At 66.6% G+C, this 24,156-nt stretch carries 19 protein-coding genes, 4 tRNA genes and 1 rRNA gene; 3 read left to right on the plus strand and 21 right to left on the minus strand.

All coding sequences use genetic code 11. The annotated features are described in order from the left end of the window. The 4 genes from Uis4E_RS07400 to Uis4E_RS07420 all read right to left on the minus strand — a co-directional run. Positions 1 to 220: ribosomal RNA gene (locus tag Uis4E_RS07400) — 16S ribosomal RNA — on the minus strand; the annotation flags it as partial. A gap of 586 nt (positions 221 to 806) precedes the next feature. After that, complete coding sequence (locus tag Uis4E_RS07410; protein WP_034527195.1) at positions 807 to 1,208, minus strand: VOC family protein; 402 nt, start codon at positions 1,206 to 1,208, stop codon at positions 807 to 809. A 127-nt stretch (positions 1,209 to 1,335) separates the two neighbouring features. Continuing rightward, entirely contained in the window at positions 1,336 to 2,643 is a 1,308-nt protein-coding gene (locus Uis4E_RS07415) for an MFS transporter (protein WP_101622564.1), read from the minus strand. A gap of 485 nt (positions 2,644 to 3,128) precedes the next feature. Continuing rightward, positions 3,129 to 4,133 carry a zinc-dependent alcohol dehydrogenase family protein gene (locus Uis4E_RS07420; protein WP_101622565.1) on the minus strand — a complete coding sequence of 335 codons (1,005 nt, stop codon included), beginning with the start codon at positions 4,131 to 4,133 and terminating at the stop codon, positions 3,129 to 3,131. A 352-nt stretch (positions 4,134 to 4,485) separates the two neighbouring features. Here Uis4E_RS07420 and glgX point away from each other — a divergent pair, with 352 nt between their 5' ends. Then, on the plus strand, positions 4,486 to 7,203 hold the full coding sequence (glgX, locus tag Uis4E_RS07425) for a glycogen debranching protein GlgX (protein ID WP_101622566.1): 2,718 nt from the start codon (positions 4,486 to 4,488) through the stop codon (positions 7,201 to 7,203). 132 nt (positions 7,204 to 7,335) lie between these two features. On the opposite strand, the gene rpsI is transcribed toward glgX, so the two are convergent. From rpsI to Uis4E_RS07460, 7 genes are all read right to left on the minus strand, one after another. Then, positions 7,336 to 7,827 carry a 30S ribosomal protein S9 gene (rpsI, locus tag Uis4E_RS07430; RefSeq protein WP_034527187.1) on the minus strand — a complete coding sequence of 164 codons (492 nt, stop codon included), beginning with the start codon at positions 7,825 to 7,827 and terminating at the stop codon, positions 7,336 to 7,338. Between the two features lie 20 nt (positions 7,828 to 7,847). Further along, positions 7,848 to 8,297 (minus strand): 50S ribosomal protein L13, encoded by a 450-nt coding sequence (rplM, locus tag Uis4E_RS07435; protein WP_101622567.1) that lies wholly within the window; start codon positions 8,295 to 8,297, stop codon positions 7,848 to 7,850. Between the two features lie 286 nt (positions 8,298 to 8,583). Then, complete coding sequence (gene malQ / locus Uis4E_RS07440; RefSeq protein WP_101622568.1) at positions 8,584 to 10,749, minus strand: 4-alpha-glucanotransferase; 2,166 nt, start codon at positions 10,747 to 10,749, stop codon at positions 8,584 to 8,586. A 127-nt stretch (positions 10,750 to 10,876) separates the two neighbouring features. Next, positions 10,877 to 11,500 (minus strand): AbrB family transcriptional regulator, encoded by a 624-nt coding sequence (locus Uis4E_RS07445; protein ID WP_423734931.1) that lies wholly within the window; start codon positions 11,498 to 11,500, stop codon positions 10,877 to 10,879. A gap of 13 nt (positions 11,501 to 11,513) precedes the next feature. Continuing rightward, complete coding sequence (locus Uis4E_RS07450) at positions 11,514 to 12,155, minus strand: IMPACT family protein (protein WP_101622570.1); 642 nt, start codon at positions 12,153 to 12,155, stop codon at positions 11,514 to 11,516. Beyond that, positions 12,155 to 13,234 (minus strand): NAD(P)-dependent oxidoreductase, encoded by a 1,080-nt coding sequence (locus Uis4E_RS07455; protein ID WP_101622577.1) that lies wholly within the window; start codon positions 13,232 to 13,234, stop codon positions 12,155 to 12,157. The genes Uis4E_RS07450 and Uis4E_RS07455 overlap by 1 nt, the downstream gene beginning before the upstream one ends. A 42-nt stretch (positions 13,235 to 13,276) precedes the next feature. Next, positions 13,277 to 14,692: a CapA family protein gene (locus Uis4E_RS07460; protein ID WP_101622571.1), complete on the minus strand. Its 1,416-nt coding sequence runs from the start codon at positions 14,690 to 14,692 to the stop codon at positions 13,277 to 13,279. Positions 14,693 to 15,269: 577 nt separating this feature from the next. On the opposite strand from Uis4E_RS07460, the gene Uis4E_RS07465 reads away from it, so the two are divergent. Beyond that, positions 15,270 to 15,357 (plus strand) — tRNA-Ser (locus Uis4E_RS07465). Positions 15,358 to 16,258: 901 nt separating this feature from the next. Here Uis4E_RS07465 and Uis4E_RS07470 read toward each other — a convergent pair. Then, positions 16,259 to 17,206, minus strand: a complete 948-nt coding sequence (locus Uis4E_RS07470; RefSeq protein ID WP_101622572.1) for an EamA family transporter — start codon at positions 17,204 to 17,206, stop codon at positions 16,259 to 16,261. A gap of 66 nt (positions 17,207 to 17,272) precedes the next feature. Between Uis4E_RS07470 and dinB the strand changes: the two genes are divergently transcribed. Further along, the gene (gene dinB, locus Uis4E_RS07475) at positions 17,273 to 18,547 is read left to right on the plus strand and encodes a DNA polymerase IV (protein WP_101622573.1); all 1,275 of its coding nucleotides are present in this window, start codon (positions 17,273 to 17,275) and stop codon (positions 18,545 to 18,547) included. A gap of 16 nt (positions 18,548 to 18,563) precedes the next feature. Here dinB and dapC read toward each other — a convergent pair whose 3' ends face one another. From dapC to Uis4E_RS11720, 9 genes are all read right to left on the minus strand, one after another. Further along, positions 18,564 to 19,736, minus strand: coding sequence for a succinyldiaminopimelate transaminase (gene dapC / locus Uis4E_RS07480; RefSeq protein WP_101622574.1), 1,173 nt, complete (start codon positions 19,734 to 19,736; stop codon positions 18,564 to 18,566). Positions 19,737 to 19,744: 8 nt separating this feature from the next. Beyond that, positions 19,745 to 20,068, minus strand: coding sequence for a ferredoxin (fdxA, locus tag Uis4E_RS07485; protein ID WP_034527169.1), 324 nt, complete (start codon positions 20,066 to 20,068; stop codon positions 19,745 to 19,747). A 160-nt stretch (positions 20,069 to 20,228) separates the two neighbouring features. Then, positions 20,229 to 21,758, minus strand: a complete 1,530-nt coding sequence (locus tag Uis4E_RS07490; protein ID WP_101622575.1) for an amino acid permease — start codon at positions 21,756 to 21,758, stop codon at positions 20,229 to 20,231. Positions 21,759 to 21,895: 137 nt separating this feature from the next. Continuing rightward, positions 21,896 to 23,134, minus strand: a complete 1,239-nt coding sequence (locus Uis4E_RS07495; protein ID WP_101622576.1) for a UDP-N-acetylmuramate dehydrogenase — start codon at positions 23,132 to 23,134, stop codon at positions 21,896 to 21,898. A gap of 126 nt (positions 23,135 to 23,260) precedes the next feature. After that, on the minus strand, positions 23,261 to 23,428 hold the full coding sequence (gene rpmG / locus Uis4E_RS07500; RefSeq protein ID WP_007053013.1) for a 50S ribosomal protein L33: 168 nt from the start codon (positions 23,426 to 23,428) through the stop codon (positions 23,261 to 23,263). Between the two features lie 62 nt (positions 23,429 to 23,490). Next, positions 23,491 to 23,564, minus strand: a tRNA-Met gene (locus tag Uis4E_RS07505). A gap of 4 nt (positions 23,565 to 23,568) precedes the next feature. Beyond that, positions 23,569 to 23,640, minus strand: a tRNA-Thr gene (locus tag Uis4E_RS07510). A gap of 1 nt (position 23,641) precedes the next feature. Next, positions 23,642 to 23,723 (minus strand) — tRNA-Tyr (locus tag Uis4E_RS07515). Beyond that, positions 23,692 to 23,982 carry a hypothetical protein gene (locus Uis4E_RS11720; RefSeq protein ID WP_165784908.1) on the minus strand — a complete coding sequence of 97 codons (291 nt, stop codon included), beginning with the start codon at positions 23,980 to 23,982 and terminating at the stop codon, positions 23,692 to 23,694. The genes Uis4E_RS07515 and Uis4E_RS11720 overlap by 32 nt, the downstream gene beginning before the upstream one ends. Positions 23,983 to 24,156: the final 174 nt, after the last annotated feature.

Consider the following 24,156-nt stretch of genomic DNA (forward strand, 5'->3'; position numbering starts at 1 on the left):
CCGGTAAGACCCTTTCCCAGAAAACCATGCGATCAACTGGAACATCCGGCATTACCACCCGTTTCCAGGAGCTATTCCGGAGTACGGGGCAGGTCGGTCACGCATTACTCACCCGTTCGCCACTCTCACCCACCAGCAAGCTGGCAGGATCCCGTTCGACTTGCATGTGTTAAGCACGCCGCCAGCGTTCATCCTGAGCCAGAATCGAACCCTCCACAAAAAACTTCATGAAGAGAACCAAACAAATGACCCTCAAAAAGAAAAAAGACGGAACCCCTTATAAGGAAAGAGGTTCGCACAAAAACCCCGACACCATTCAAACCCCCTCGGGCACTCCAGCAAAACCGGAGCCGGCATCGGACTGGCAATCATTGACTATAAAGAAGTAAGTAGTACAACACACTCTTGAGTTCTCAAACCACCACACACACCCAACAAACCCGGAAAACCAACCATCGGAAGGCAACCGGACCGCTCAGCGGCAGTGAGTGACAAACTCACACCAACCCAACCAACCACGCAAACCAACCCCAACACAACACCCCCAAAACCACTGAAAACACAACAATCCACCGGCGTGTCGAAAACAAGCACAAAACACCACCAACACGCAACCAACAACCACCCACCGACACCCACACACCACCACGCGACACCACGCGCCAACGGGAGGAGACACCAGCCCACCAACACCACCACAACACCACGCGACACAATCCGTTCCATAGGCACGAATGCGCATGGCCGACGCGGATGAACGCGGCGGCCATGCGCAGACTGTTGGTTGGATGGAGAGGCGGAGCGGGTTACTTGACGATCTCGCAGAATTCGAGGGTCTCGCGGTTCGGGCCGAAGACGTTGAAGTAGCGGATACCCTTGTCCCAGAAGCTCGGAATGGACTGGATCTCATCCTCCTTGATCTCCAGACCGAGTTCCTTCGCGTTCTCCCACGCGGCCTCGATATCCGGAACGTCGAACGCCCAGTGGTTGATCGCACCGGTGGTCAGCGGGGCCGGATCACCCTCCCAGGTCTCGATGGTCAGGTGGCCGTAGCGCAGGAAGGCGCAACGGTTCTCACCGTTGTGGAACAGGCCGGCGAGTTCGAAGCCGAGCGTCTCGGTGTAGAACTTGATGGTCTCATCCAGGTCCTTGGCGATCATGCCGGAGTGCTGGAAGTCGGTGGTGAATTCGGTCATCTTCTTGGCCATGATGATTCTCCTTTGAATGGTGATGGTTGATTCGATTGTCTCGACAGGTTCAGGATAATCCGTCATTCGGGCGGCGCGGCCGACGCCATGCCGCCCGAATGATCGATCATTGGTATTTCGTTGCCGATCAGGCCGCGATCGCAGACTCCGCCGTCTCGGTCTTCGTTTCCTTGATGCGGTGGCCCTTCTCGTCGAAGCCGGGCTGCTTCGGGTGCAGGGTGCAGGTGAGCAGCAGCGCCACCACGTACAGCGCCGCGTACGTCCAGCAGATGCCTTCGATGCCGATCGACGGCAGCAGGACCGTGGCGATGCCGGGGCCGACGAACGTGGTGAGTCCCGCGGCCAGGTTGTAGGCGGAGAGGGCGGCACCCTGCTTGCCGGGGGCTTCGAGCGTCATGATGGTCGGCAGGCAGGAGAACGCGCAGGTACCGATGCCGACGATAATGGAGGCGATGATCATCATCAGCGCGTTCGCGCCGAACCACTGCGGGATGTAGTAGAAGGCGACGGAGCCGACGGCGAGCACGCCGCAACCGAACCAGCGCATCGGCCACACCCAGCCGAAGCGGTCCATGAACCAACCCCAGAAGGTGTTGAAGATCAGGGTGACGACGAACACGAAGCCCCAGATGCGCATCCACTCCTCGGTTTTGAAGATGTTGATGCCGCCGTACTTCGTGGTGCACAGGTAGAGCGGCATGATGACCGGGAAGCCGTAGAGCAGCAGGTTGTTGATGATGCGGATAATGGCGCAGATGGCGATCTTGCGGTTGGTGAACAGGATGGTGGCGCCGTCGGTGAGCTCCTTGAGCTTCTCCTTGGTGCTCAGCCCCTCACCCTTGACGACCTTGTTCTTCGGCACGAACAGGAAGCACATGATGGTGCCGACGATCGAGAACGGCAGCGCGAACCAGAAGGTCTTGTACTCACCGAAGTGCGGCATGATGAAGCTCGGCAGGTACGCGCCGAACACGCCGATGCCCAGCGAGAAGCAGGTCCAGAAGAAGCCGGTGGCGGAGGCGAGACGGGCGGGGGTGATGTACTGCGCCATCAGCACGACGAACGAGTAGATGAACAGCGGATAGCCGATGCCGCGCACCGCGTAGACGGCGAGGATGAACGGATAGACGCCGCTGGGCAAAGCGAGTCCCAGGAAGACCAGGTGAACGGCGATCCACCAGCAGGCGCCGAACATCATAACGCGGCGAGCGCCGAACATCTCAGCGAGCACACCGGCCGTCCAACCGCCGAGTGCGGCGAACAGGCCGTAGACGGTGACCAGACCGGACGCCTGCGCCGCGGTGAAGCCCTGATCGACCATGTACTTGGACAGGAAGGTGAGCTCGAAGCCGTCACCGGTCATGAAGATGGCCACGGCGAGGAAGCCGAGGAGCAGCACGCGGGGGATGCCGAACTTTTCAAAGAAGCGAATCATGGATAATCCCTACATAAACGTCGTTGTCGAATAGGAGCCGTCTTACGGCAAAAGTGTAATGGCCGCCGGGAAAAAGGGGAAAACCGGCGGCCAAGTCTATGAAGCGGAGCGGAGCCACGATTCCCTCCCGCCGGCGGGAGGTGGGGTGCAGCGCCGGAGGGCGGCCGCGGAACCACCCCCACCCGGCTTCCGCCGGGAGCCCCCGCCAGCGGGGGCGAGGACGGGAATCCGACTCCACGGAAACCCCGTCGGCGGAAGCGAGGACGGGACCCCGGCTCCACGGGAACCCCGTCGGCGGGAAGCGAGGACGGGACCCGGGTCCCGCGGGAAACCCACCGGCGGGGGCGAGGACGGGAATCCGACTCCACGGAAACCCCGTCGGCGGGGGCGAGGACGGGACTCCGACTCCACGGGAAACCCGCCGGCGGGGGCGAGGACGGGCTCCGGTCCTGCGGACCGGAGCGGGGTGGGACCTGGGACTCGTATCAGTGGGCGAGCTTGACGACGGCCTTGGAGACACCCTTGATCTTGCCGTCGAGGAAGTCCTGGACCTCGTCGAGTTCGAGCTCGTGGCTGATGAGCGGATCGACGTTCATCTTGCCGGACTCCAGCAGGCTGATCGCGTCCTTGAAGGTGAGCGGGTTGATGAAGGAGCCCTGGATGGTCAGCTGCTTCTTGTAGATGTCGTAGGTGTTCATCTCGAAGTGGGCCTCCTGCGGGCCGACGCCGAACATGAGCACCTGCGCGCCCTTGTTGGCGGCGGCGACGGCCTGCGCCTGCGTGGACGGCAGGCCGACGGCCTCGATGATCACGTCGTAGGCGCCTTCGGGGATGGATTCGTGGGTGGTGTTGTAGATGTTCCTCACGCCGAACAGCTCCTGGTTGCGCTGGAGCTTCTCGTCGAAGATGCCGGCGAGGTCGACCTGGTGCACGCCGTAGGCCTGCACGATCTGCGCGAACAGCTGGCCCATGAAGCCGTCGCCGATGACGAGGGCCTTCTGGTAGGGCTTGAGCCTGAGGAGGTCGACGCCGTGCACGGCGCAGGAGATCGGCTCGATGGCGGCGGCGTCCTTGAGGGAGACGTTGTCCGGCAGCTTGTAGACGACGGTGGCGGGAGCGGTGAACTGTTCGGCGAGGCCGCCGTCGCGGGTCACGCCGACGGCGGACAGGTGGTCGCACAGCTCGGGGCGCTGGGTGAGGCAGAACTCGCACTGGCCGCAGTAGATGTTCGGGTCGACGGCGACGCGGTCGCCGGGCCTGACGTTGGTGACCTCGGAGCCGACGGCCTCGACGACGCCGGAGTTCTCATGGCCGAGGACGATCGGCGGGACGGCGGCCGCGGAGCCGGGGCGGCCCGCGTACAGGTCGTGGTCGGTGCCGCACACGCCGGCGTAGGCGGTGTTGATGAGCACCTCGTTCGGCGCGATGTCGGGGGTGGGCAGGTCCTGGATCTCGAACTGCTTGACGCCGGTGAGCACGAGTGCCTTCATGATGGTTCCTTTCGATGCGCCTTCGACCGCGAAGACTATTGCTGTGTCGTTCCTTGTTCTTCCGTCGTCGCCGACGGTGTTGACGTTCGTCCATCCCGCGTTCCCTGCGAGGTGTTGGTACACACTATAACTTCTTTTCTTTAGTTTTGCAAATTCATTTTCTAAAACCAACTATCATCAGCGTGTCGCCCGGAATCCCGCCGCTCCCGGCGGCCACCCGACGACCACCCGACAATCATCAAGACGGCGCATCGCCGCGGAACGCGCCCCACACGCGACCCATACGGACGCCGCGCCCATGCGGAAACCCCCGGAAAACCCCGCGAAAACCCGACACGCCTACAATGGGTGTATGAGAAACCCACCGCTGCATCGCTACGCCACCCGCCCTGGCTTCTACTTCACCGAGGACGGCGGCGCGGACGTCGTCGTCCGCTCCGAGACCGCCGATCAGGTGTGGCTGAGCGTGATCGAATCGCTCGACGACCCCACGGCGTTCTATCAGGACGCCATCCGACTGTTCGACGTACCGAACGTGCCGTTCGTCGACCAGATCCGCGAATTCCCCGTCTGCATGCGCATCCTCGAGGACCTCTACGTGCGCGAGACCCTGTTCCGCATGGAAGGCCCCAACTACGGCCTGTGGTACGTGCACATCCCGAAGGCGTGGAGCGGCATGCGCTACGGCTTCCGCGTGGACGGCGCATGGGACCCGCGCCACGGCGTGCGCTTCAACCCGTACAAACTGCTGCTCGACCCGTACGCGAAGGGCATCGACGGCACAATGGAGCTCTCCCCCGCCGCCTTCTCCTACGAGTGCGAGGTGAAGGACAACCGCGTCACCGGCTCCGCGTTCGGCAACATGAGCACCGTCGACTCGCTCGGCCTCATGCCGCTGTCCGTCGCCATCGACGACCGCGACAAGACCAAGCACGACGCCGACCCCGACCATCCGCACATCCCGTGGAGCAAGACCGTCATCTACGAGCTGCACGTCAAGGGCTTCACCGCGCAGGCGCCGTGGCTGCCCGAGGAGCTGCGCGGCACCTACGCGGGTCTCGCGCATCCCACCACGCTCGCCTATCTGCAGGGTCTCGGCGTCACGTCGATCGAACTGCTGCCGATTCAGGCGAAGCAGCCGGAGGTGTTCCTCCAGGAGCGCGACCGCGTGAACTACTGGGGCTACAACACGCTCGGGTTCTTCGCCCCCGAACCCTCCTACGCGACGAAGGCCTCGCAGCAGGCCGGCGCGGAGGCGGTGCGCCAGGAGGTCATCGACATGGTGCGCGCCCTGCACGAGGCGGGCTTCGAGGTCATCATGGACGTGGTCTACAACCATTCGTGCGAAGGCGGCGTGGAGGGGCCGACCGTCTGCTGGCGCGGCCTCGACGCGATCTCCACGTACCGGCGGCAGAAGAACAACATCGGACGTCTGGAGGACACGACCGGCTGCGGCAACACGTTCGACTTCACGAACACGCACGTCGTCACGTTCGCGATCGACTCGCTGCGCTACTGGGCGAAACGCATCGGCATCGACGGATTCCGCTTCGACCTGGGCGTCTCGCTCGCACGCCTCAACGGCGAGTTCACGCAGCATCACCCGTTCCTGTACGCGCTGCGCGCCGACCTGCTGCTCGGCAACCTCAAGCTCATCATGGAACCATGGGATCTGGGCAATCTCGGCTGGCGCACCGGGCAGTTCTCCGTGCCGTTCGCCGAGTGGAACGACCGCTTCCGCGACACGTCGCGCCAGTTCTGGCTCACCGACGTGGAGGGCGGCGGACGCGTCGGCCGCATCGGCATGCAGGAGATGGCGACGCGCCTGTGCGGATCCGCCGACCTGTTCGCCACCGACCCGGGCCGCGGCGCCGCGTCGTCGATCAACTTCGTCACCTGCCACGACGGGTTCACGCTCACCGATCTCACCCGCTACGCGAACAAGCACAACGAGGCGAACGGCGAGAACAACAACGACGGCTCGAACGTCAACCATTCCGCGAACTTCGGCGTGGAGGGCGAGACCGACGACGTGACGGTCGTGGCGCGGCGCGAACGCGCGGCGATGAACATGCTCGGCACGCTGCTGCTCAGCCTCGGCACGCCGATGATGCTCGCCGGCGACGAATTCGGCAACTCGCAGGACGGCAACAACAACGCCTACTGCCAGGACAGCCCGATCAGCTACCTGAAATGGGATTGGCTGTACCAGCCGGAGAAAAGCTGGCACATGCACCGTCTGGAGACCGTGTCGAAGCTGGTGGCCCTACGCAAGTCGCTCAACCTGTACCATCAGGAGGGCTTCTTCACCAGGCTCACGCAGCTGGGTCTGCTCAAGCCGTCGAGCCGCATCCAATGGTTCCTGCCGAACGGCACGACGCCGATGGAGCGCGACTGGTTCGACCTCGGCCAGCGCAGTTTCGCGATGCAGCTGCTCGACGCGAGCGAGACCGACATCCTCATCGTCATCAACGGCGTGCCGGAGGACAAGCAGTTCCGGCTCCCCTCGGACAGCGAGTGGACGCCCGCCTGGTGTTCGGCGGAGAGCACCGGCCACATGCCGGGGCGCGGCCTCGCCGTCGAGGATCTCAAACTGGAGGGGCAGCAGACGTTGTGGACGATCAGCGTGCCCGAAAGCAGCGAGATCCACGATCTGGTCGAACGGATGCAGGGCGAGGCGGACGGCGCCACCGCGCGCCAGCTGTCCGACGCGCTCGATGCGGACATGAAGGCGATCGCCCACGCGGAGGCGAAGGCCGCCGCGGAGAAGGCGGAGAAGGCGGCCGCGCTGCTGCACCGTCATGCGCCGGAACCGCAGCAGGCGGCGCACGCCATGGCCGGCGCCATCCCGACGCCGCTCGCCACGGGCGGCTCGACCGGAACCACGGCGGCCGCGTCCACGTCCGCGACCAACGCGACGGCCGCGACTCCGGCCGCGCAGGGACCGTCGTCCACGACGGCACCGGCGCAGCCCGAGGCCGCGCCCAAGGCCGAGCCGGAATCCGCGCCCGACATGAACGTGTGGACGTTCCCCGCGCTCAGCATCAGCCTGATGAAGCAGCTGAGCTGAGACTCGAAGTCGGAGGCCGGGAGGTCTCACGCGAAATCTCCCGGCCCCGACCCGACCAAGAAAACGACGGAACCCCGCCACCGAACGAACGGTGACGGGGTTCCTTGTCGTGATGGGCAGCGCCCAGGCGAATCAACGCTTGGAGAACTGCGGGGCGCGACGGGCCTTGTGGAGACCGGCCTTCTTGCGCTCGACGACGCGGGCGTCGCGAGTCAGGAAGCCGGCCTTCTTCAGCTCGGCGCGGTTGGCGTCGCGGTCGATCGCGTTCAGCGCACGGGCCACGCCGAGGCGGATGGCGCCGGCCTGGCCGGTGGTGCCGCCACCGTCGACGAGGACGACGACGTCGAACTTGCCCTCGAGCTTGAGGAGCACGATCGGGGAGTTGACCTCACGCTGCAGCAGCTTGGAGGGGAAGTACTCCTCCAGGGTGCGGCCGTTGATGGTCCACTTGCCGGAGCCCGGGATCAGGCGGACACGGGCGACGGCCTCCTTACGGCGGCCGGTGCCGTAGCCCGGCTCGATCGCGGAGGTGCCGGTGCCGGCGCCGGCGTTGGTCTCGGTGGTGTAGCTGGTGAGCTCCTCTTCGGTTTCCTGAACCGCGGAGTTGTTGGTGTTTTCAGCCATGTTCTCTATCTCCCTTCGGTTCACTTAGCCTGCTGAGAAACCTGCTGGATCTCGAAGACCTGCGGGTTCTGGCCAGCGTGCGGATGCTCGGAGCCGGCGAAGACACGCAGACGGCTGAGCTGCACCTTGGCCAGGCGGTTCTTCGGCAGCATGCCCTTGACGGCGGCGGTGATGATGCGCTCCGGCTTGTTCTTGAGCAGCTCGGAGTACTTGTCGCGACGCAGGCCGCCGGGACGACCGGAGTGCGAGTACAGTTCCTTGCCCAGCTTGTTACCGGTCAGCGCGATCTTGTCGGCGTTGATGACGATAACGTAGTTGCCGGAGTCGGCGTGCGGCGCGTAGGTCGGCTTGTTCTTGCCACGCAGCAGGGTCGCGACCTGGGAGGCGAGACGGCCGAGCACCACATCGGAAGCGTCGACGATGTACCAGTCATGAGTCAGATCAGCTGGCTTCGGAGTGAAAGTCTTCACTGTATCTACCTTTTCACTATTGTGTTCCGGGCTTCGGCTGCTCGGTGTGCGCTTGGTTAGGGCGCGCGATCCGATAAGCTTCAGACCTCTTTATCCGTGGGCTCCCTGAAAGTCCTCGATGGCGAGTGGGAAAGCGCTTTGAAGGACCCCTTAGGGAAACACAACAATCCACTAGTATATCGCCGCCCTTGACATCACCCCGGGCGTGTCGCAGCGGCGTAACGAAAGGGCCCGCCTCCCTGTGGGAAGCGGGCCCTCGACGGACGGCGAACGCGTCCGACCGTTCTCAGTCGTTCATGATGGCGGCGAGACGCTGCACGGACTCGCGCTCGAACAGGCCTTCGACCGGCACCACGTCGCCCTTGCCGTCGGCGAGCGGGATGCGCCAGTTCGGGTACTCGTTGTTGGTGCCCGGCTGGTTCTGCGTGCGCTTCTCCCCCACCGCGTCGGTGATGGAGGCGGCGAGCAGCTTGCACGGCGAGCCCTTGAGCGCGCGGTACTGCGCCTCGATGATGTCCTGCTCGTGGGCTTCGCGATGGTCGGCGAAGTCGGCGTCGAGGTAGTTCTCGCGCACGAGCATCTCCAGCATGGCGTTCTGCTCGTTCATGGCGTCGCGCTCGACCTTCTCCTTCGGCTCGGTGAGCAGTCCGAGGCGTTCGCGCAGTTCGACGTGCTCCAGCTCCAGGTATCCGGCGGCCGGCGGCAGGTCGTGCGTGTTGACCGAGGCGAGCGCGTACGGACGCCAGTCGGAGGGCGCGCGGAACTTGCCGTCGCGCTGCTCGAACCATTCGACGGCGCAGCCGAGCAGTCCGTGCTTGGACAGCGAGTCGGCCACGTATTCGGGCACGACGCCCAGGTCCTCGCCGACGACCACGCCGTCCGCGCGGGAGGCTTCGAGCGCGAGGATGCCGAGCATGATCTCGGAGTCGTAGTGCACATAGGCGCCGTCCACGGGCTTGCGGCCGGCGGGCACCCACCACAGGCGGAACAGGCCGAGGATGTGGTCGATGCGCACCGCGCCCGCGTGCGCGAACATGTTGTGCACGAGGTTGCGGTAGGGGGCGTAGCCGGTGTTCTCCAGGGCGATCGGGCTCAGCGGCGGCTGGCTCCAATCCTGCCCCTGCTGGTTGAACATGTCCGGCGGGGCGCCGACGGTCGCGCCCTTCGCGAAGTTCTCCGGATGCCACCACACCTCGGAGCCGAGCGCATGCACGCCGACGGCCATGTCGGCCATGATGCCGATGCGCATGCCGGCGGCGCGGGCCTCGCGCTGCGCGCGGTCGAGCTGTTCGGTGGCGATCCATTCGAGCCAGCGGTAGAAGTTGAGCGTGTCCGGGAACTGCTGCTTGAGCCCCTGGACCTCGGGGGATTCCTTGGTGAACTTCTGCTCCCAGTTGCCGAGCTCGCGGGTCGGCGCGCCCCACTTGTCGTAGCACAGGCACCAGGTGGCGTAGCCTTCGAGGTCGTCGCCGGCCGCCTGGCAGTAATCGGCGAACGCCTTCTGGCGCTCCGGGGAGCGGCCGAGCTTGAAGATGATCCACAGGGCGTGCATCTTCGCGCGCCACATCGAATCGCGGTCCACGACCTGGGCGTCGCCGTTGAGCGGTTCGACGGAGGCGTGCAGCTCCTCGACCTGCGCGAGGCTCTCCTTGCCGAGCAGCTGGTACTCCTCGATGGACTCGGGTCGGATGTACGTGAAGTTGACGAGGCCGCGGGAGATCGGCAGGTACGGCGACGGCGTCAGCGGGGAGACCGGCTCGGCGGCATGCACCGGGTTGATGAGCGTGAAGTCGGCGCCCGTGTGCCTCTTCGCGTCCTTGAGCAGGTCGGCGAGGTCCTGGAAGTCGCCCACGCCCCACGAGTTGCCGGAGCGGATGGAGTACAGCTGCGCCATCCATCCCCACAGGTGGCCGCTCTTCATCTCGTCGAGCAGTTCGACGCGCGCCGGCGCGCTGATCAGCGTGGCGTCCTGCGTGCGGCTGCCCACCGCGACATGCAGCGTGTGGTAGCCGGCCGGCAGGTCGGCGGGGATGATGACCGACGACGTGGTGATGAACCGGTCGTTGAGCACGTAGGCCTTCGAACCGTCGCCGGGGCCGTAGGCGAGCGGCTTGCCGTAGTCCTCGCCGCCTTCGAGCGTGATGGTCGCCTTCGGCAGGTCGAACACGCCGCCGTTGACGAGCACGCGCGACTCCTCGCCGACCGTGTGCAGCACGGTGGGCGGCACGAGACGGCTGCGGCGCGCATCGCGGATGTGCTTGATGGAGCCTCGGATCGCCTCGTCCCCGGAGGCGTCGATGCCCAGTGCGGCGAGCAGATCCACCAGGACATCGTCCTCGATCTCGTGGTAGTCGTCGCTCATCCCCACATAGCTGGTCCCGATGCCCACCAGCTTGGCCAGTCGAATCAGCGGACGGGCGAGCCGCTCTGCACTTTCCGTTCTCTCAGTCATGCCTCCCAGTGTAACGCCGGTGTGGAGAAAACGCCGACACATGCGGTTCGCACGGGCGGTGCCGTACACTACTCGCGCGCGCGAGGGCGAGCGCGGGAAGGCTGTCCGCGATGCGGACGCGGGATGTTCAGCCGGCGTCCGCGGCGGCCCGGCGCTTCGCCACCGCGTGCCGCACTTCGGCGGAGGGGTCGTCGGCCAGTTTCGCCAGCGTCTCGGGCGTGGCGTTCGGGTTCAGCGCCACCGCGCGGCGCACCATCGAGGAGAGCACGGCCGGCGCTCCGGCTTCGATCTCGGTGCCGAGCGTCGCGAGGAAGGCGAGCGTGGCCGCGTCCACCTCCGGGTTCTGCGCGCCTTCGAGCCGCATCTTCCACGAGGTCTTCGGATTGCGCAGCGCCGTGTCGCGCACTTCGGGCACCGGATCCTTGGTGAGGCGGCCCACCAGCCAGTTCTTGTCGCTTTCGTTGCCGGCGACGGCCTTGCGCACGTCGGGCTCCGGGTCGGCGGCGAGTTTGACGAGCACGTTCGGGAACGGCATCGTCTCGGCGAGGAAGATGCGGTCCGCGACCGGCGTGTGCGCGTTGCCGCCGACCGCTTCGAGCAGTGCGGTGGCGCGCGAGAACGCGGCCTGGTCGGCGCGGTCGGGCAGTTCGCGTCGTGCGAATTCGGACAGTTCGGCGGAGTCCTCGCTGTGGCGCAGATGCTCGTAGGTGACGGTCAACGGCTCGAAATCGGTGTCGCTCATGCGCCCCAGCCTACCCTCGCCGTCAGTCCTGCGCGACCGCGCGGTTCACCACGTCGATCGGCTCCGGCGCGACGGTCGCGTTGAACGTCTCGCGCACGAGGTCCTCGAACCGCGTCGCGTCGTCGACCGGCAGCGACGCGACGAGCGTCACGTCGGCCGCGTACGTCTCGTCGGACTGCGTGCCGTGCACGGCGGCGAGGATCTGCTGGAACCGTTTGAGCTGCGGGTACTGCAGCGCGACGAGGTAGCGCCGGCACGGCACGATCGCCGCCTGCCGCGCCGCCTTCACGGCGATCGACGCGCCGGTCGAATACGCGCGGATGAGACCGCCGGAGCCGAGCAGGATGCCGCCGAAATAGCGCGTCACGGCGACCACGCAGTCCGTGAGGTCGTTCGCACGGATCACGTCGAGGATCGGCTTGCCGGCGGTGCCGGACGGCTCGCCGTCGTCGCTCATGCGTTCCGCCACGCGGCCGTCGGCGCCGCCGCAGACGGCCGCGTAGGCGACGTGGCGTGATTTCGGATGCCGTTCGCGTATCGTCTCGACGAAGGCGAGCGCCTCGTCGAGCGTCGCGACGTGCGCGGCGTCGCCGATGAACTCGGATTTCTTCTCGACGAACGCGTCGTGCGCGGGCCGGTCGGTCGGGTCGAGGATCGTCCGCATCACGCCTCGCGATCGTGTTCGGAGACGATGACGTTCACATCGCGGCCCGTCAGGTAGGCGAGCGTGGCGTCCGCCATCTGCCGGGTGAGGTCGGCGAACGCGCCGTCGGTGCGCCACGCGACATGCGGCGTGAGGATCACGTTGTCCATCGCGCGCAACGGGTCGTCGGCGGGCAGCGGCTCCTTGTCGAACACGTCGAGCGCCGCGTGGACGTCGCCGCGCGCGAGCCTCGCCGCGAGCGCGCCCGGCGCGATGACCTCGGCGCGCGCCGTGTTGACGAACAGCGCGCCGGGCTTCAGCCGCGCGAGATGGTCGGCGGTGACGATGCCGCGCGTCACGCCGTCGATGAGCGGCAGGTGCACGGTGACGACGTCCGAGGCGGCGATGAGCGCGCCGAGGTCGTCGACCGGCGTGACGCCGTACCGCGTGAACCGGTCGACCGGCGTGTGGCCGGTCCACCATGCGGACACGTCCATATCGAGCGCCCGCGCGATACGCGCGACGGCGCCGCCGATGCCGCCGAGGCCGATGATGCCGAGACGACGGCCGGCGAGCTGCATGCCGTCCGCGAACGGACCGGACCAGCCACCCGCCTTGACGCCCGCGTCGAGCGCGCCGACGTGGCGCGTCAGCTCGAACAGGAGGGCGAACGTGTGCTCGGCGACGGCGGCGTCGCCGTAGTGGACGGCGTTGCAGACGCGCATGCCGAGCTCGCGGGCGAGCGCCAGATCGATGTAGCTGGCGACGCCGGTGCCGGAGAACACGATGCACTTGAGGCCGTCCGCGTTCAGACGCCGCAGCAGCGCGTCGGAGATGTGCGGGCCGCCGTTGAGCATGACGGTCGCTCCGGCCGTGCGTTCGGCGATGAGGTCCTCGTCCTCGGTGAAGTCGCCGTACACGCGCACGCGCGCCACGTCGCGCAGACGCTCCAATTGCGCGGTGATCGGCGCGATCATCGAGGCGAGCACGGCGGGCATGACGACGAGCGGCAGGTCGGCGCGCTCCGGCTGCGTGTCGAGGATGATCGGCGATGGCGTGGACGGTGGTACCGGCGATGCGGTGGATGGCGTGTGCGGCATGGTCATGGAGCCTACCTTAGCGCGGGCGGCACGGTCGTGACGTCACTGGTTCGACTGCTTCGCCTGACTCGACTGGTTCGACTGCTTCGCCTGTTGCTCGGCGGTGATGTTCCATTCGCGCACGACGTTCGGGTCGGCGCCCATCTTGTAGATCACGTCGGAGATGCGCTGGCGCTGTTTCGCGTCCTCCGCGTCGTTCCAGCAAGTGCCGTCCGGATGGTCGGAGGAGATCGGACACCACACGTACTGGCCCTGGCGCATGTTCGCGGTGGGCAGCCAGTCGATGCGGTTCACGCGCCACGACCCCTTGACGCCCTTCTTACCGGCGAACTGGATGCGCGCCGTCATGCCCTGGTTGTTCACCTCGTTGCCGGGGATGTACGAGGTGACGGTGACCGCGTTGCCGGTGCCGTAGATGATCCACGTGTTGTTGTAGTGCTCGATCGGCTGCACGCAATGGCATCCGGCGCCGTAGATCACGTCGAACGCGCCCGTGTCCGCCAGCTCATGTGCCTCGGACACCTGCCACGAGTCGGCGTCGTCGAGATACTCCTGCACCGAATGCATGGAGATGGCGACCACGTCGGCACCCTCCTCGCGCGCCTTGTTCGCCTTGTCGACCGCGCGCTGGATGTCGGAATCATGGTGCGGGTCGCCGCTCTCGCGCAGACGGTCCACCTGCCAGTCCTGGTCGGCGGTCATGCCGTTGAGCGACACGGTGCCGGTGACGAGGCCCAGCTTGCCGCCGCCGGTCGGCGAGTCGATGACGAGCGGCTTGACGGAATCCGCCTCGGTCTTGTACGAGCCGGTCTGCGCGATACCCTCCGATTCGAGCGTGTCCCACAGGCGGGCGATGCCGTCCGCGCCCTGATCCCACGAATGGTTCGTCGCATGCGTGCACGCGTTGTAGCCGACATGCTTGGCGGCGTCCGCCACCTCGGGCGGGATGTTGAAGATCGGGTAGGCGGAGTAGGGGCCGCCGCGCGGGGCGATCGGCGTCTCGAACTCGCATACGGAGATGTCGGAAGCCTGGATGTACTTCTTCATCGGCTCGAACAGCGGATCGAAGTTGAACGCGGTGCCATCGGTGGCGGCCGTGTTCGGCCCGGCGAAATGCTCCCACAGGCCCTCATGGAACAACAGGTCGCCGTTGACGAGCATCGAGATGCAGTCCGTGTCCGGGCAGTCCGGGGAGTTGCCGTGATGCTCGGCGGCCGGCTTGGGGGCGGTCTTCGTCTTGTCGAGCGCGGACCCGGAGGCGACGGTCGCGCCGCCAGCGCCGTTCGCGCCCGCGCCGAAACCGAGCCTGCCCGTGGAGGCCGCCCACGCGCCCACGCCGAGCGCGACCGCCAGCAATGCGACCAGCGCGACGATCCCCGCGATCAGCGCGCGCGACGGCCCCGCCGACGCGGACGTATGAGTCGACGTGTGACGTCCTTCCCCGTTGATGTGCTTCATGGCCTGCGGCCTCCCTGTCTTCCCATGTTCCGGGGCCCCCGCTCTCGGACCGAATGGTCTTCGCTTTCTTTGGGGGCCTCGGACGCTCAGGCTCTCGAACTCTCGTATGTCGAGGATATCGCCGGGGCACGTCGTTTCGCGTGATTCATCCCACGGGCCGGGTGTCGCGAAAACGGTTGGACTAGAATGGCCCGCAGGAGACGGACGGACAATGGCGTACCTCCGGCTCCGCCCTTGTGGCATGCACTGTGGTGTGCAGGGCATGGCACGGCGGTGCCGGAGGAGATTCCCGACAACACTGCGAAACATACTGCGGGATTTCCGGGCTTTCTGGGCTTTCCGGGCTTTCTGGGGCACGTGATGCATCGACCGCGTATGCAATACACGGCATCGCACGCATCGCCGCATGCGCATCGACACATGTACGTCACCACATGCATCACCACCACACGCATCACCCCACGCGCATCCCCACCACACGCATCACCCCATTCGCATTGGGGAATTTTGTGAACACGGCGGGTCATATCCGGAGAATGGTGTATAGTTTCATGCTGTTGTGTTCATGGCACAATGTGGAGTGATGCCTGAGTGGCCGAAAGGGGCACCCTGCTAAGGTGTTAGCTGCTTTGAGCGGCTCGGGGGTTCGAATCCCCCTCACTCCGCTCGCAAGGGATTCACGGGTTCACGTGAATCCCTTTTTTCATGCCGAAAACGGCGGCATTGCAACGGTTCCGGGCTATTGCCGCGTTCGCCGGCCGTTCGCGCAATGGTGCGTAACGGCGCGTGGATAGGAGTGCGTTAGGTGGTAAACAGGGTGGTAATGGGGGACGTAACGGGGTACAAACCGGTAAAGAGACCGGTACGTTTCCGGTCGGATTCACCTGTTACCGGTCATCCCCTTTTCGGAGGTCATCGACATGGCAAGGCAGCCACGATACAGGCAGCGCGCGTTCGACACCGGCCCGGAGGGAAAACGGCTCTTCGTATTGCGGCATGTAGGACGCCTCGTCATCCCCTGCTCCCGCCGTCGGGCGCTGCCGGACGAGATCCGGCTGAGAGTGGCCGCGCCGCGAAAGCCGGCGGAAAACGACAAGACCACCGAATTCCCGTGACCATTGGCCAGCCATATGCGTCGTTTGTCAACCATATGCGTCTGCCGCGCCCCATCACTGGCACGGAAACGACGCCGGCAACAGCCCGCGCGTCGGTTGCGCGCCACAGTTGGTACGGAACCGATGCTAACGGCTGCCCCAGCATCGGCTGCGCGCCACAGCTGGCACGGAAACGACGCCAACGGCCAGCCCAGCGTCGGCTCCGCGCCACAGCTGGCACGGAAACGACGCCAACGGCCAGCCCAGCGTCGGCTCCGCGCCACAGCTGGCACGGAAACGACGCCAGCGACCGCCCTAGCATCGGATCCGAGCCACAGTTGGTACGGAACCAACGCTGACGGCCAACCCAGCGTCGACTCCGCGCCACGGTTGGCACGCAACCGACCCCCCCATGCGGCGCTCCGGGTCGGTTCCGTGCCAAGGTTGGCGCGGAACGGCCCGATCATCGCAATCAGCGGCCCGGGGCGGGGGCCTTGTCGCCGGAGAAGGTGACGACGACGGCCAGGATCACCAACGCGACGCCGACCATCTCGCCGGGCCCCGGCACCTCCCCCAATACCAGACCAACGGCGATGGCGACGGCCGGGTTGATGGACTGCATGACGGAGAACGCGGCGGGCGTGACACGACGCAGCGTCACCTGCTCGATCACATACGGAACGAACGAGGCGAGGAACGACACGAGGAACAACAGCGCGAACAGTTTCAGCGGGCCGCCGGGAGCCGCCGCCCACGTGGCCGTCGCCTTCGGATGGACGAGATGCGTAACGGCCGGGACGCCGAGGAACAGCGACTGCACCGCCCATCCGATCGTGACGGCGACGCACAGGTTGTCGAGCGAATTGCCTCCGGCGGCGATGCGCCTGCCGACCACGATGTACACGCCCCACATCGACCCGCCGATGAGAATCGCGATCAGGCCGACGAGGAACCTGCCGCCGCTCTGCGGATCCGCGAGCGAGATGCCGGCGAGCAGGACCACGCCGATCGCGGCGATGCCGATGCCGAGCCGTTCACGCCAGCTGCGGCCGGTGATCACGGCGACCGACAACGGTCCGAGGAATTCGAGGGAGACGGCGATGCCCAGGTCCATGTTGGAGATGGCCACGTAGAACATCGTGTTCATCAGAGCGAGCGAGACGCCGAACAGCGCCACCAGTCCCCAGCCACGCACATCATGGCGGAACAGCGCCGCACGTTTGGCGGGCCGCCACGGGCGCCGCCACAGCAGCATCAGCACGGCCATGAACCCCACCCGGTACCATACGGCGTACAACGGGTCGAGCTGGGTGAACGCGAGTTTCGCGACGGCGGTCGCACTGTAGATGACGATCGCCTCGCACACGACGATGACGACCACCGGCACGTGGTTCAACGCATTCACAACCGCTCGCTTCATATCCCCTACGGTAATATCCCCCACGGCGATATCCCTGCCCGCCACGCACGACCGTAGAATGGCGGTATGAGCACCGCACCGAGACTGGCCGCCGCGAAACGCGATTGGGGGCATGACGAGACCGGATGCACGGTGTTGCACATCGACATGGACGCGTTCTACGCCTCGCTCGAGGTGGCGCGTCACCCGGAGCTCAAAGGCAGGCCGGTGATCATCGGCACGGGGCCGCGTTCCGTGGTGTCCGCGGCCAGTTATGAGGCGCGCCGCTACGGTATCAACTCGGCGATGCCGTCCGCCCGCGCGCGGCAATTGTGCCCGGACGGCGTGTTCTTGCCCGTGGACATGCGCTACTACCGTGCGGTCTCGCACGCCATTATGACCGACGTGTTCCACGCCGTGACCGACCGGGTCGAGCAGGTGTCGGTGGACGAGGGATACATGGACGTCTCCGGCGCGCTGCTCGCGTGGAAGCGTCCGACGGCGATTGGCGCGTGGATCCGCGCCGAGGTGGAGCGCCGCTTCCACGTGACCTGTTCGGTGGGCGTCGCGGCGAACAAGCTCGTCGCGAAGATGGCGTCGACGAACGCGAAACCGAACGGCATGCTGCTCATCCCCGCCGCCCGTTCCGCGGAATTCGTGCAGATGATGCCGTTGCGCGGCATTCCCGGCATCGGGCCGTCGTTGGAGAAGCGTCTCAACGCGTGGGGCGTGGATTCTGTGGCCGATCTGGCGGCGATGAGCCCCGAGGCGTTGGAACAGGCGACCGGCTCGGCCGCGGCGGCGCGCGGATTGTGGATGGCGTCGCGCGGCATCGACGAGCGTACGGTCACGCCGGTGCGTGAGGAGAAGTCGGTCGGTTCGGAGGAGACGCTGCTGAAGGACACCACCGATCAGCGCGTCGTGCTCGGACTGCTGCGCGAGGCGTGCGACGAGGTGGCGGGCACGTTGCGGCGCAAGGGGTTCGTGGCGCGCACGGTGACGGTGAAGCTGCGGTTCGCCGATCTGAGCTATCGGACGCGATCGCGGACGTTGGAACGCCCGGTGGACACGGCTGGCACGCTGTATCCGGTATGCGTGCGGCTGCTGCACGGGATGCTGGGGATGTCCGACGACGCCTCCCCCGACGCGCCGCTGCCGAAGCTCATCCGGTTGGCGGGGATGAGCGCGAGCGGATTGGGCACGGCCGCCGCGACCGCCGTGCAGCCGTCATTGGACGACATGCTCGAGGAGGCGACGAGCGCCGACGCGAGCACCGTCTCGGACCGGCAGCGCCGCGCGGAGAGCGCACTGGACGAGGTGCGGCGGAAATTCGGAAAGGGCGCGGCGCGGTTCGGCGCGTGAGGAATCAGGAAAGCGTTCAGGCGGCGAGGCGGGCGCAGGCGGCTTCGATCGCCTCGTCGGTGGCGGTGGCGGAGAAGCGCAGATGGGCGGGAGCGCCGTAGAATTCTCCGGGGCTGGCGATGATGCCGAGCTTCGCGAGATCGGCCATGTCCGTCCAGCAGTCGCCGGACTTCGCCTTCACCCACACGTAGAGCGCGCCGGACGGCATCGCCGCGTCGTAGCCGTACGCGCGCAGCGCGGCGACGAGCTTCGACAGGCGTGTGCGGTAGCGCTGCCATTGCACGCGCACCGCTTCGACGTCGCGCAGGCCCGCGGCCATCGCGGCCTGGACGGGTCCGGGGATGATCTCGCCGATCTGCTTGCGGTATTCGGCCATCTCGGTGACGAGACGGTAGTCGCCAGCGATGAGCGCGGTGCGGTAGCCGGCCATGTTGCTCTGCTTGGACAGCGAATACAGCACGAGGATGCCGTCGGCGCTGCCCTCGCACACCTGCGGGCTCAGCGCGCACGGCGTGGCGGACAGGCTGAACGCGTCCGCCGAGGCCGGCTCGTTGGAGTCGGCGGCGCCGCGGCCCGTACGCCAGTCCATCAGCGCATAACATTCGTCGGACAGGACGACCGCTCCGATCGTGCGCGCCGCCGCGACGATGCCGGCGAGCCAGTCGGCGCCGAGCACGTCGCCGGACGGATTGCACGGCGAGTTCACCCACACGGCCTTCACGCCCGGCACGTTCCTCCACGAGTCCACGTCGGCGACGTCGTCGACCTTGAGCACGGTCGCGCCGGCCAGCTGCGTGCCGATCTCGTACGTCGGGTAGGAGACCTTCGGCTGGACGACCACGTCGCCGGCGCCGAGGTGCAGCAGCGACGCCATCAGCGCGACGCCCTCCTTCGATCCGACGGTGGGCACGACGGCCGCGTTGACGGCCTTCAGGTCCACGCCGCGCAGGTGGCGGAACCAGCCGTCGATCGCGTCGCGCAGGTCGCGCGTGCCGATGGTGGCCGGATAGCCGTGCGCGTTCGCCGCGTCCGAGGCGGCGGCGAGCGCGTCGCGCACGCTGGCGGGCACCGGGTCGACCGGCGAGCCGACGGACAGGTCGATCATGCCGCCGTCGACCGTCTTCGCGGTGGCCTTGTAGCCGGCGATGCGCGACCAGTCGTACGGCGAGGAGTAGGTGTGGAAGCCCATACCGCGGTTCAGTCCTGGTTCTGCGGGGGCAGGGCGGCGACCTGCGCCGGATCCTTGCCGATCGGGCCGTGGGCGGAGGCGCCGCCGAAATCGCCGACCTCGGCGAAGAAGTTGGCGGCGGCGTCCTTGTACCAGGCCCACTCCTCCGGCAGGTCGTCCTCGTAGAAGATGGCCTCGGTGGGGCACACCGGCTCGCATGCGCCGCAGTCGACGCACTCGTTCGGGTTGATGTACAGGGAACGATCGCCCTCGTAGATGCAGTCGACCGGGCACTCGTCCACGCAGGCCTTGTCCTTCACATCCACGCAAGGCTGGGCGACAACGTACGGCATGGGATTCTCCTTAGAACATGTTCCTGACGAATCTAACCGTCCAGTCTAGGAGCGTGCGGGGACGGTTGACACCCTGTCAGGACGCCGCGGTACGGAAACGCCGGCGGCTCCCCGCATGGGGAACCGCCGGCGCGGCGCGATGTGACCGGGACGTCCCGCGTCAGTCGGTGTTGATGGCCTTGTCGGTCTCCTCGGACAGCGTCTCGGTGAGCGCGCCCTTGCCGAGGCGGGCGTGCCAGTAGCCGTAGCCGAAGTAGATCGCGAAGCCGATGACCAGCCACACGACGAAACGCAGCCAGGTGAGCACGGACAGGTTGAGCATCAGCCACAGGTTGGCGACGGCGATGAGGATCGGCACCCACGGGTTGCCGGGCATCTTGAACGCGCGCGGCAGTTCGGGGCGGCGGGCGCGCATGATCGGGATGGAGATCGCGACCAGCGTGAACGCGGACAACGTGCCGATGTTCACCATGTCGGCGAGCACGCCGATGTCGAAGCAGGCGGCGACGAGCGCGACGACCACGCCGACGCCGATCTGCAACGCGACCGGGGTGCCATGCTTGCCGGTCTTGGACAGTCCGCGCGGCAGCAGGCCGTCGCGGCTCATCGCGAACACGATGCGCGTCAGTCCCAGCAGCAGCACCATGACCACGGTGGCGAGGCCCAGCACGATGCCGAAGCTGATGATCTTCGCCGCCCAGTTCGCGCCGACCAGTTCGAACGCGGTGGCGAGCGACGGGCTGTCCTGCTTGGCGAGGTCCTTGTAGGAGACCATGCCGGTGGTGACGAACGCGACGAGCATGTACATGACGATGATGAGGCCCATGCCCACGCCGATGCCGAGCGGCACGTTCCTGTGCGGGTTCACGGTCTCCTCGGAGGCGGTGGCGACCACGTCGAAGCCGAGGAACGCGAAGAAGACGAGCGCCGCGCCGGACAGGATGCCGGGCACGCCGTACACGCTCGGGACCATGCCGGTCGCCCACTGCCACAGCGGCTGGTTGAGCACGTCGGCGGCGACGGAGCTGCCGGGCAGGGAGTCGGCGGGCTGGCTCGGCGGGATGAACGGCGTGAAGTTCGACATCTTCACGTAGAAGAATCCGACGACCACGACGAACAGGACGATCGCGATCTTGAGGACGGTCATCGCGCCGTCCACGCGGGCGCCGATCTTCGTGCCGAACACGAGCAGCGTGGTGAAGAACGCGACGATGATGATCGGCGCGATGTCGATGTGGAACGAGCCGAACGTGAGGTTCGTGTCGACGCCCCAGCCCATGAGGTGGAAGAAGTCGTCGAGGTAGACGCCCCAGTATTTGGAGATCACCGAGCCGGCCATCATCATCTCGAGGATGAGGTCCCAGCCGATGATCCACGCGACGACCTCGCCGACGGTGGTGTACGTGAACGTGTACGCGGAGCCGGCCACCGGGATCATCGAGGCGAATTCGGCGTAGCACATGACGGCCGCGCCGCACACGACGCCGGCGATGAGGAAGCTGATGATGACGGCCGGGCCCGCGTGGAAGGCGGCGGCCTGCGCGCCCACGGAGAAGATGCCGGCGCCGACGGCGACGGCGACGCCCATGATGGACAGATCCCACCATGTGAGGTTGCGTTTGAGCGTGCGACCCTCTTCGCCGGTCTCGGCGATGGTCTGCTCGACGGATTTCGTTCGGAATATCTGCATGGTGCTGGGACCTTCTTGTCTCTCCGGTTAGGTTCAACGGCATAGTATATGCCCACCGGATTGCGACGCGAAGGCCCTTCCCCACATTCGGGACGCGCGTGATGCCGGCGACGCGCGTGACGGCGCCGGCCGGGCGCTCAGGGGCGCAGGTCGACGCCGACGCACACGGGCTCGGGCACGAGCGCCACGCCGAACCGCTCCCTCACGCCCCGCTGGATGGTCTTGGCGAGGGCGACGACGTCCGCCGCCGTGGCGGTCCCGCGGTTCGTCAGGGCGAGCGTGTGGTGCGTGGACAGGCTCGCCGGGGCGTTCTCGGCGGACCGCTCCCCCACGGCGAATCCCTTGTGGAATCCGGCGTGGTCGATGAGCCACGCGGCGGAGGTCTTCACGCCGGACGTGCCGTCGGGCAGCGTGGCGGCGAAGCGCGGCGCGTCCTCGGGCAGGCGCGCGGCCTCGGCTTCGGGCAGGATCGGGTTCATGAAGAACGAGCCGCAGCTGTGGCGGTCCCAGTCGGGCGCGGGCAGGCCGGAGCCGTCCTCGGCGGCGGGCGCGCCGGAGGCGGCGAGACGCTTCAGGTCGGCGAGGACGTTGCCTTCGCGCTTCGTGTCGGCCATGTCCGGCAGGGCGTAGCGGGTCGGGTCCTCGAGCATGCCTTTGGAGGCGCGCACCTCGAGCACCGTGTCGCGGATGGCGGTGGTGGCCATGCGCGCGCCCACCTCGACGCCGAGCGCCTTCGCCAGCTGGCCGAATCCGACCGTGCCCTCGGCGCTGTGGCGCAGCGCGAACGTGACGGACAGCACCACGTAGCGCGGCGTCGGGAAGAAGCGGTCGGCCGGCGTGGCGGGAGCCTGGTACATGCTCGACTTCAACGCGGAGGAGCGGTAGCCGAACTTGAGGTCCGCGGGGAGCAGGTCGCGCGTGGTCTTCGTCTCGCGGTCCCACACCTCCACCGATGCGACGGACGTGGCGACCTCCTGGCCGTAGGCGCCGATGTTCTGCACGACGGACGCGCCCACCGTGCCGGGGATGCCGGACAAACCCTCGACGCCCTCCAGGCCGAGTTCGACGGTGAAGGCGACGAAATCGTCCCAGTTGGCGCCGGCCTCCGCGTTCACGTGCACGGTGCGGTCATCCCCCTCGACGGGGGCCGCCTCGTCGGGCACGGTGATGCGGCGGCGTGCGTCGCGCACGACGACGCCGGGGAACGGCTCGTCGGAGACGAGCATGTTGGAGCCGCCGCCGATGACGCACAGGGGCAGCCCGTGCTCATCGGCGCCTTCGACGGCCTCGATGACGCCGACGCGCGTGGTCGGTTCGACGAAACGGGCGATCTCGCCGCCCACACCGATCGTGGTGATCTCTGCAAAGCTGGTCATAACTGCCTATCCTATCCGCGGGATTCCGGGCTCGCCCGCAAACGGACACGAACGGGGACGGAAATCCGCCGGGAATACGAAAGGACCCGGCCGAATGGGCCGGGTCCTCGGAAAACTCGAATGCGCTCAGCGGGTCTCGCGGTGCACGGTCTGCTTGCCGCAGCGCGGGCAGAACTTCTTCAGCTCGAGACGATCGGGCGTGTTGCGACGGTTCTTCGTCGTGATGTAGTTACGCTCCTTGCACTCGGTGCAGGCCAGCGTGATGCCCGGACGGATGTCGGCGCTCTTAGCCATTGTCATTCACCTCTGTGTTTACTAGGTATAATATGCGCCCGCCGGTTGGCGGGCGCGATTTGTAGCGAGGAAGAGGCTCGAACTCTTGACCTTACGATTATGAGTCGTACGCTCTAGCCAGCTGAGCTACCCCGCCAGAGAGCCCCGAGTGAGAATTGGACTCACGACCTCTTCCTTACCAAGGAAGTGCTCTACCACTGAGCTATCGGGGCGTGGCGGATAGTGGATTCGAACCACTGAAGCACGAAGCGGCTGATTTACAGTCAGCTCCCTTTGACCGCTTGGGAAATCCGCCAGTCTCTGTTTCCCGCCGAGGTCTTGACCTCGTCAGGCAACTCGAACATCATGCCACGGGTTTCCCGGTCGCGCAACCCGAGCGCGCCGAACGCCCCGCGGAACCATCGTTCGAGCACGCCATAATCGTTGGAATTCCAACGAAACGAAGGCAGGTAACTTTTCACCGTCATCGGCGTGTCGCGAAGGCGTTTCCGGGCTTCCGGCACCGGATCCGGGCATCGGAAGCCCCTCCGCGCCGCTCCCGAAAACCCGCTCATCGGCGTGTCGCGGCGAACAGCGCGCCGAGCCCGTCGGCCAGACCATCGGCCGGAGGCGCGCCGCCGCCGAACGCGATCGAGGCGGCGGCGCGGGCGACCCGTAGGATTACGGCGCGATGATCGCGGCCATCATCCGCGCAAGCCGCGGGCCAGACGTCGGCGATGCGGTCGGCG

Source organism: Bifidobacterium parmae, assembly GCF_002860365.1.
In the GTDB taxonomy this organism is placed as follows: Bacteria; Actinomycetota; Actinomycetes; order Actinomycetales; family Bifidobacteriaceae; genus Bifidobacterium; species Bifidobacterium parmae.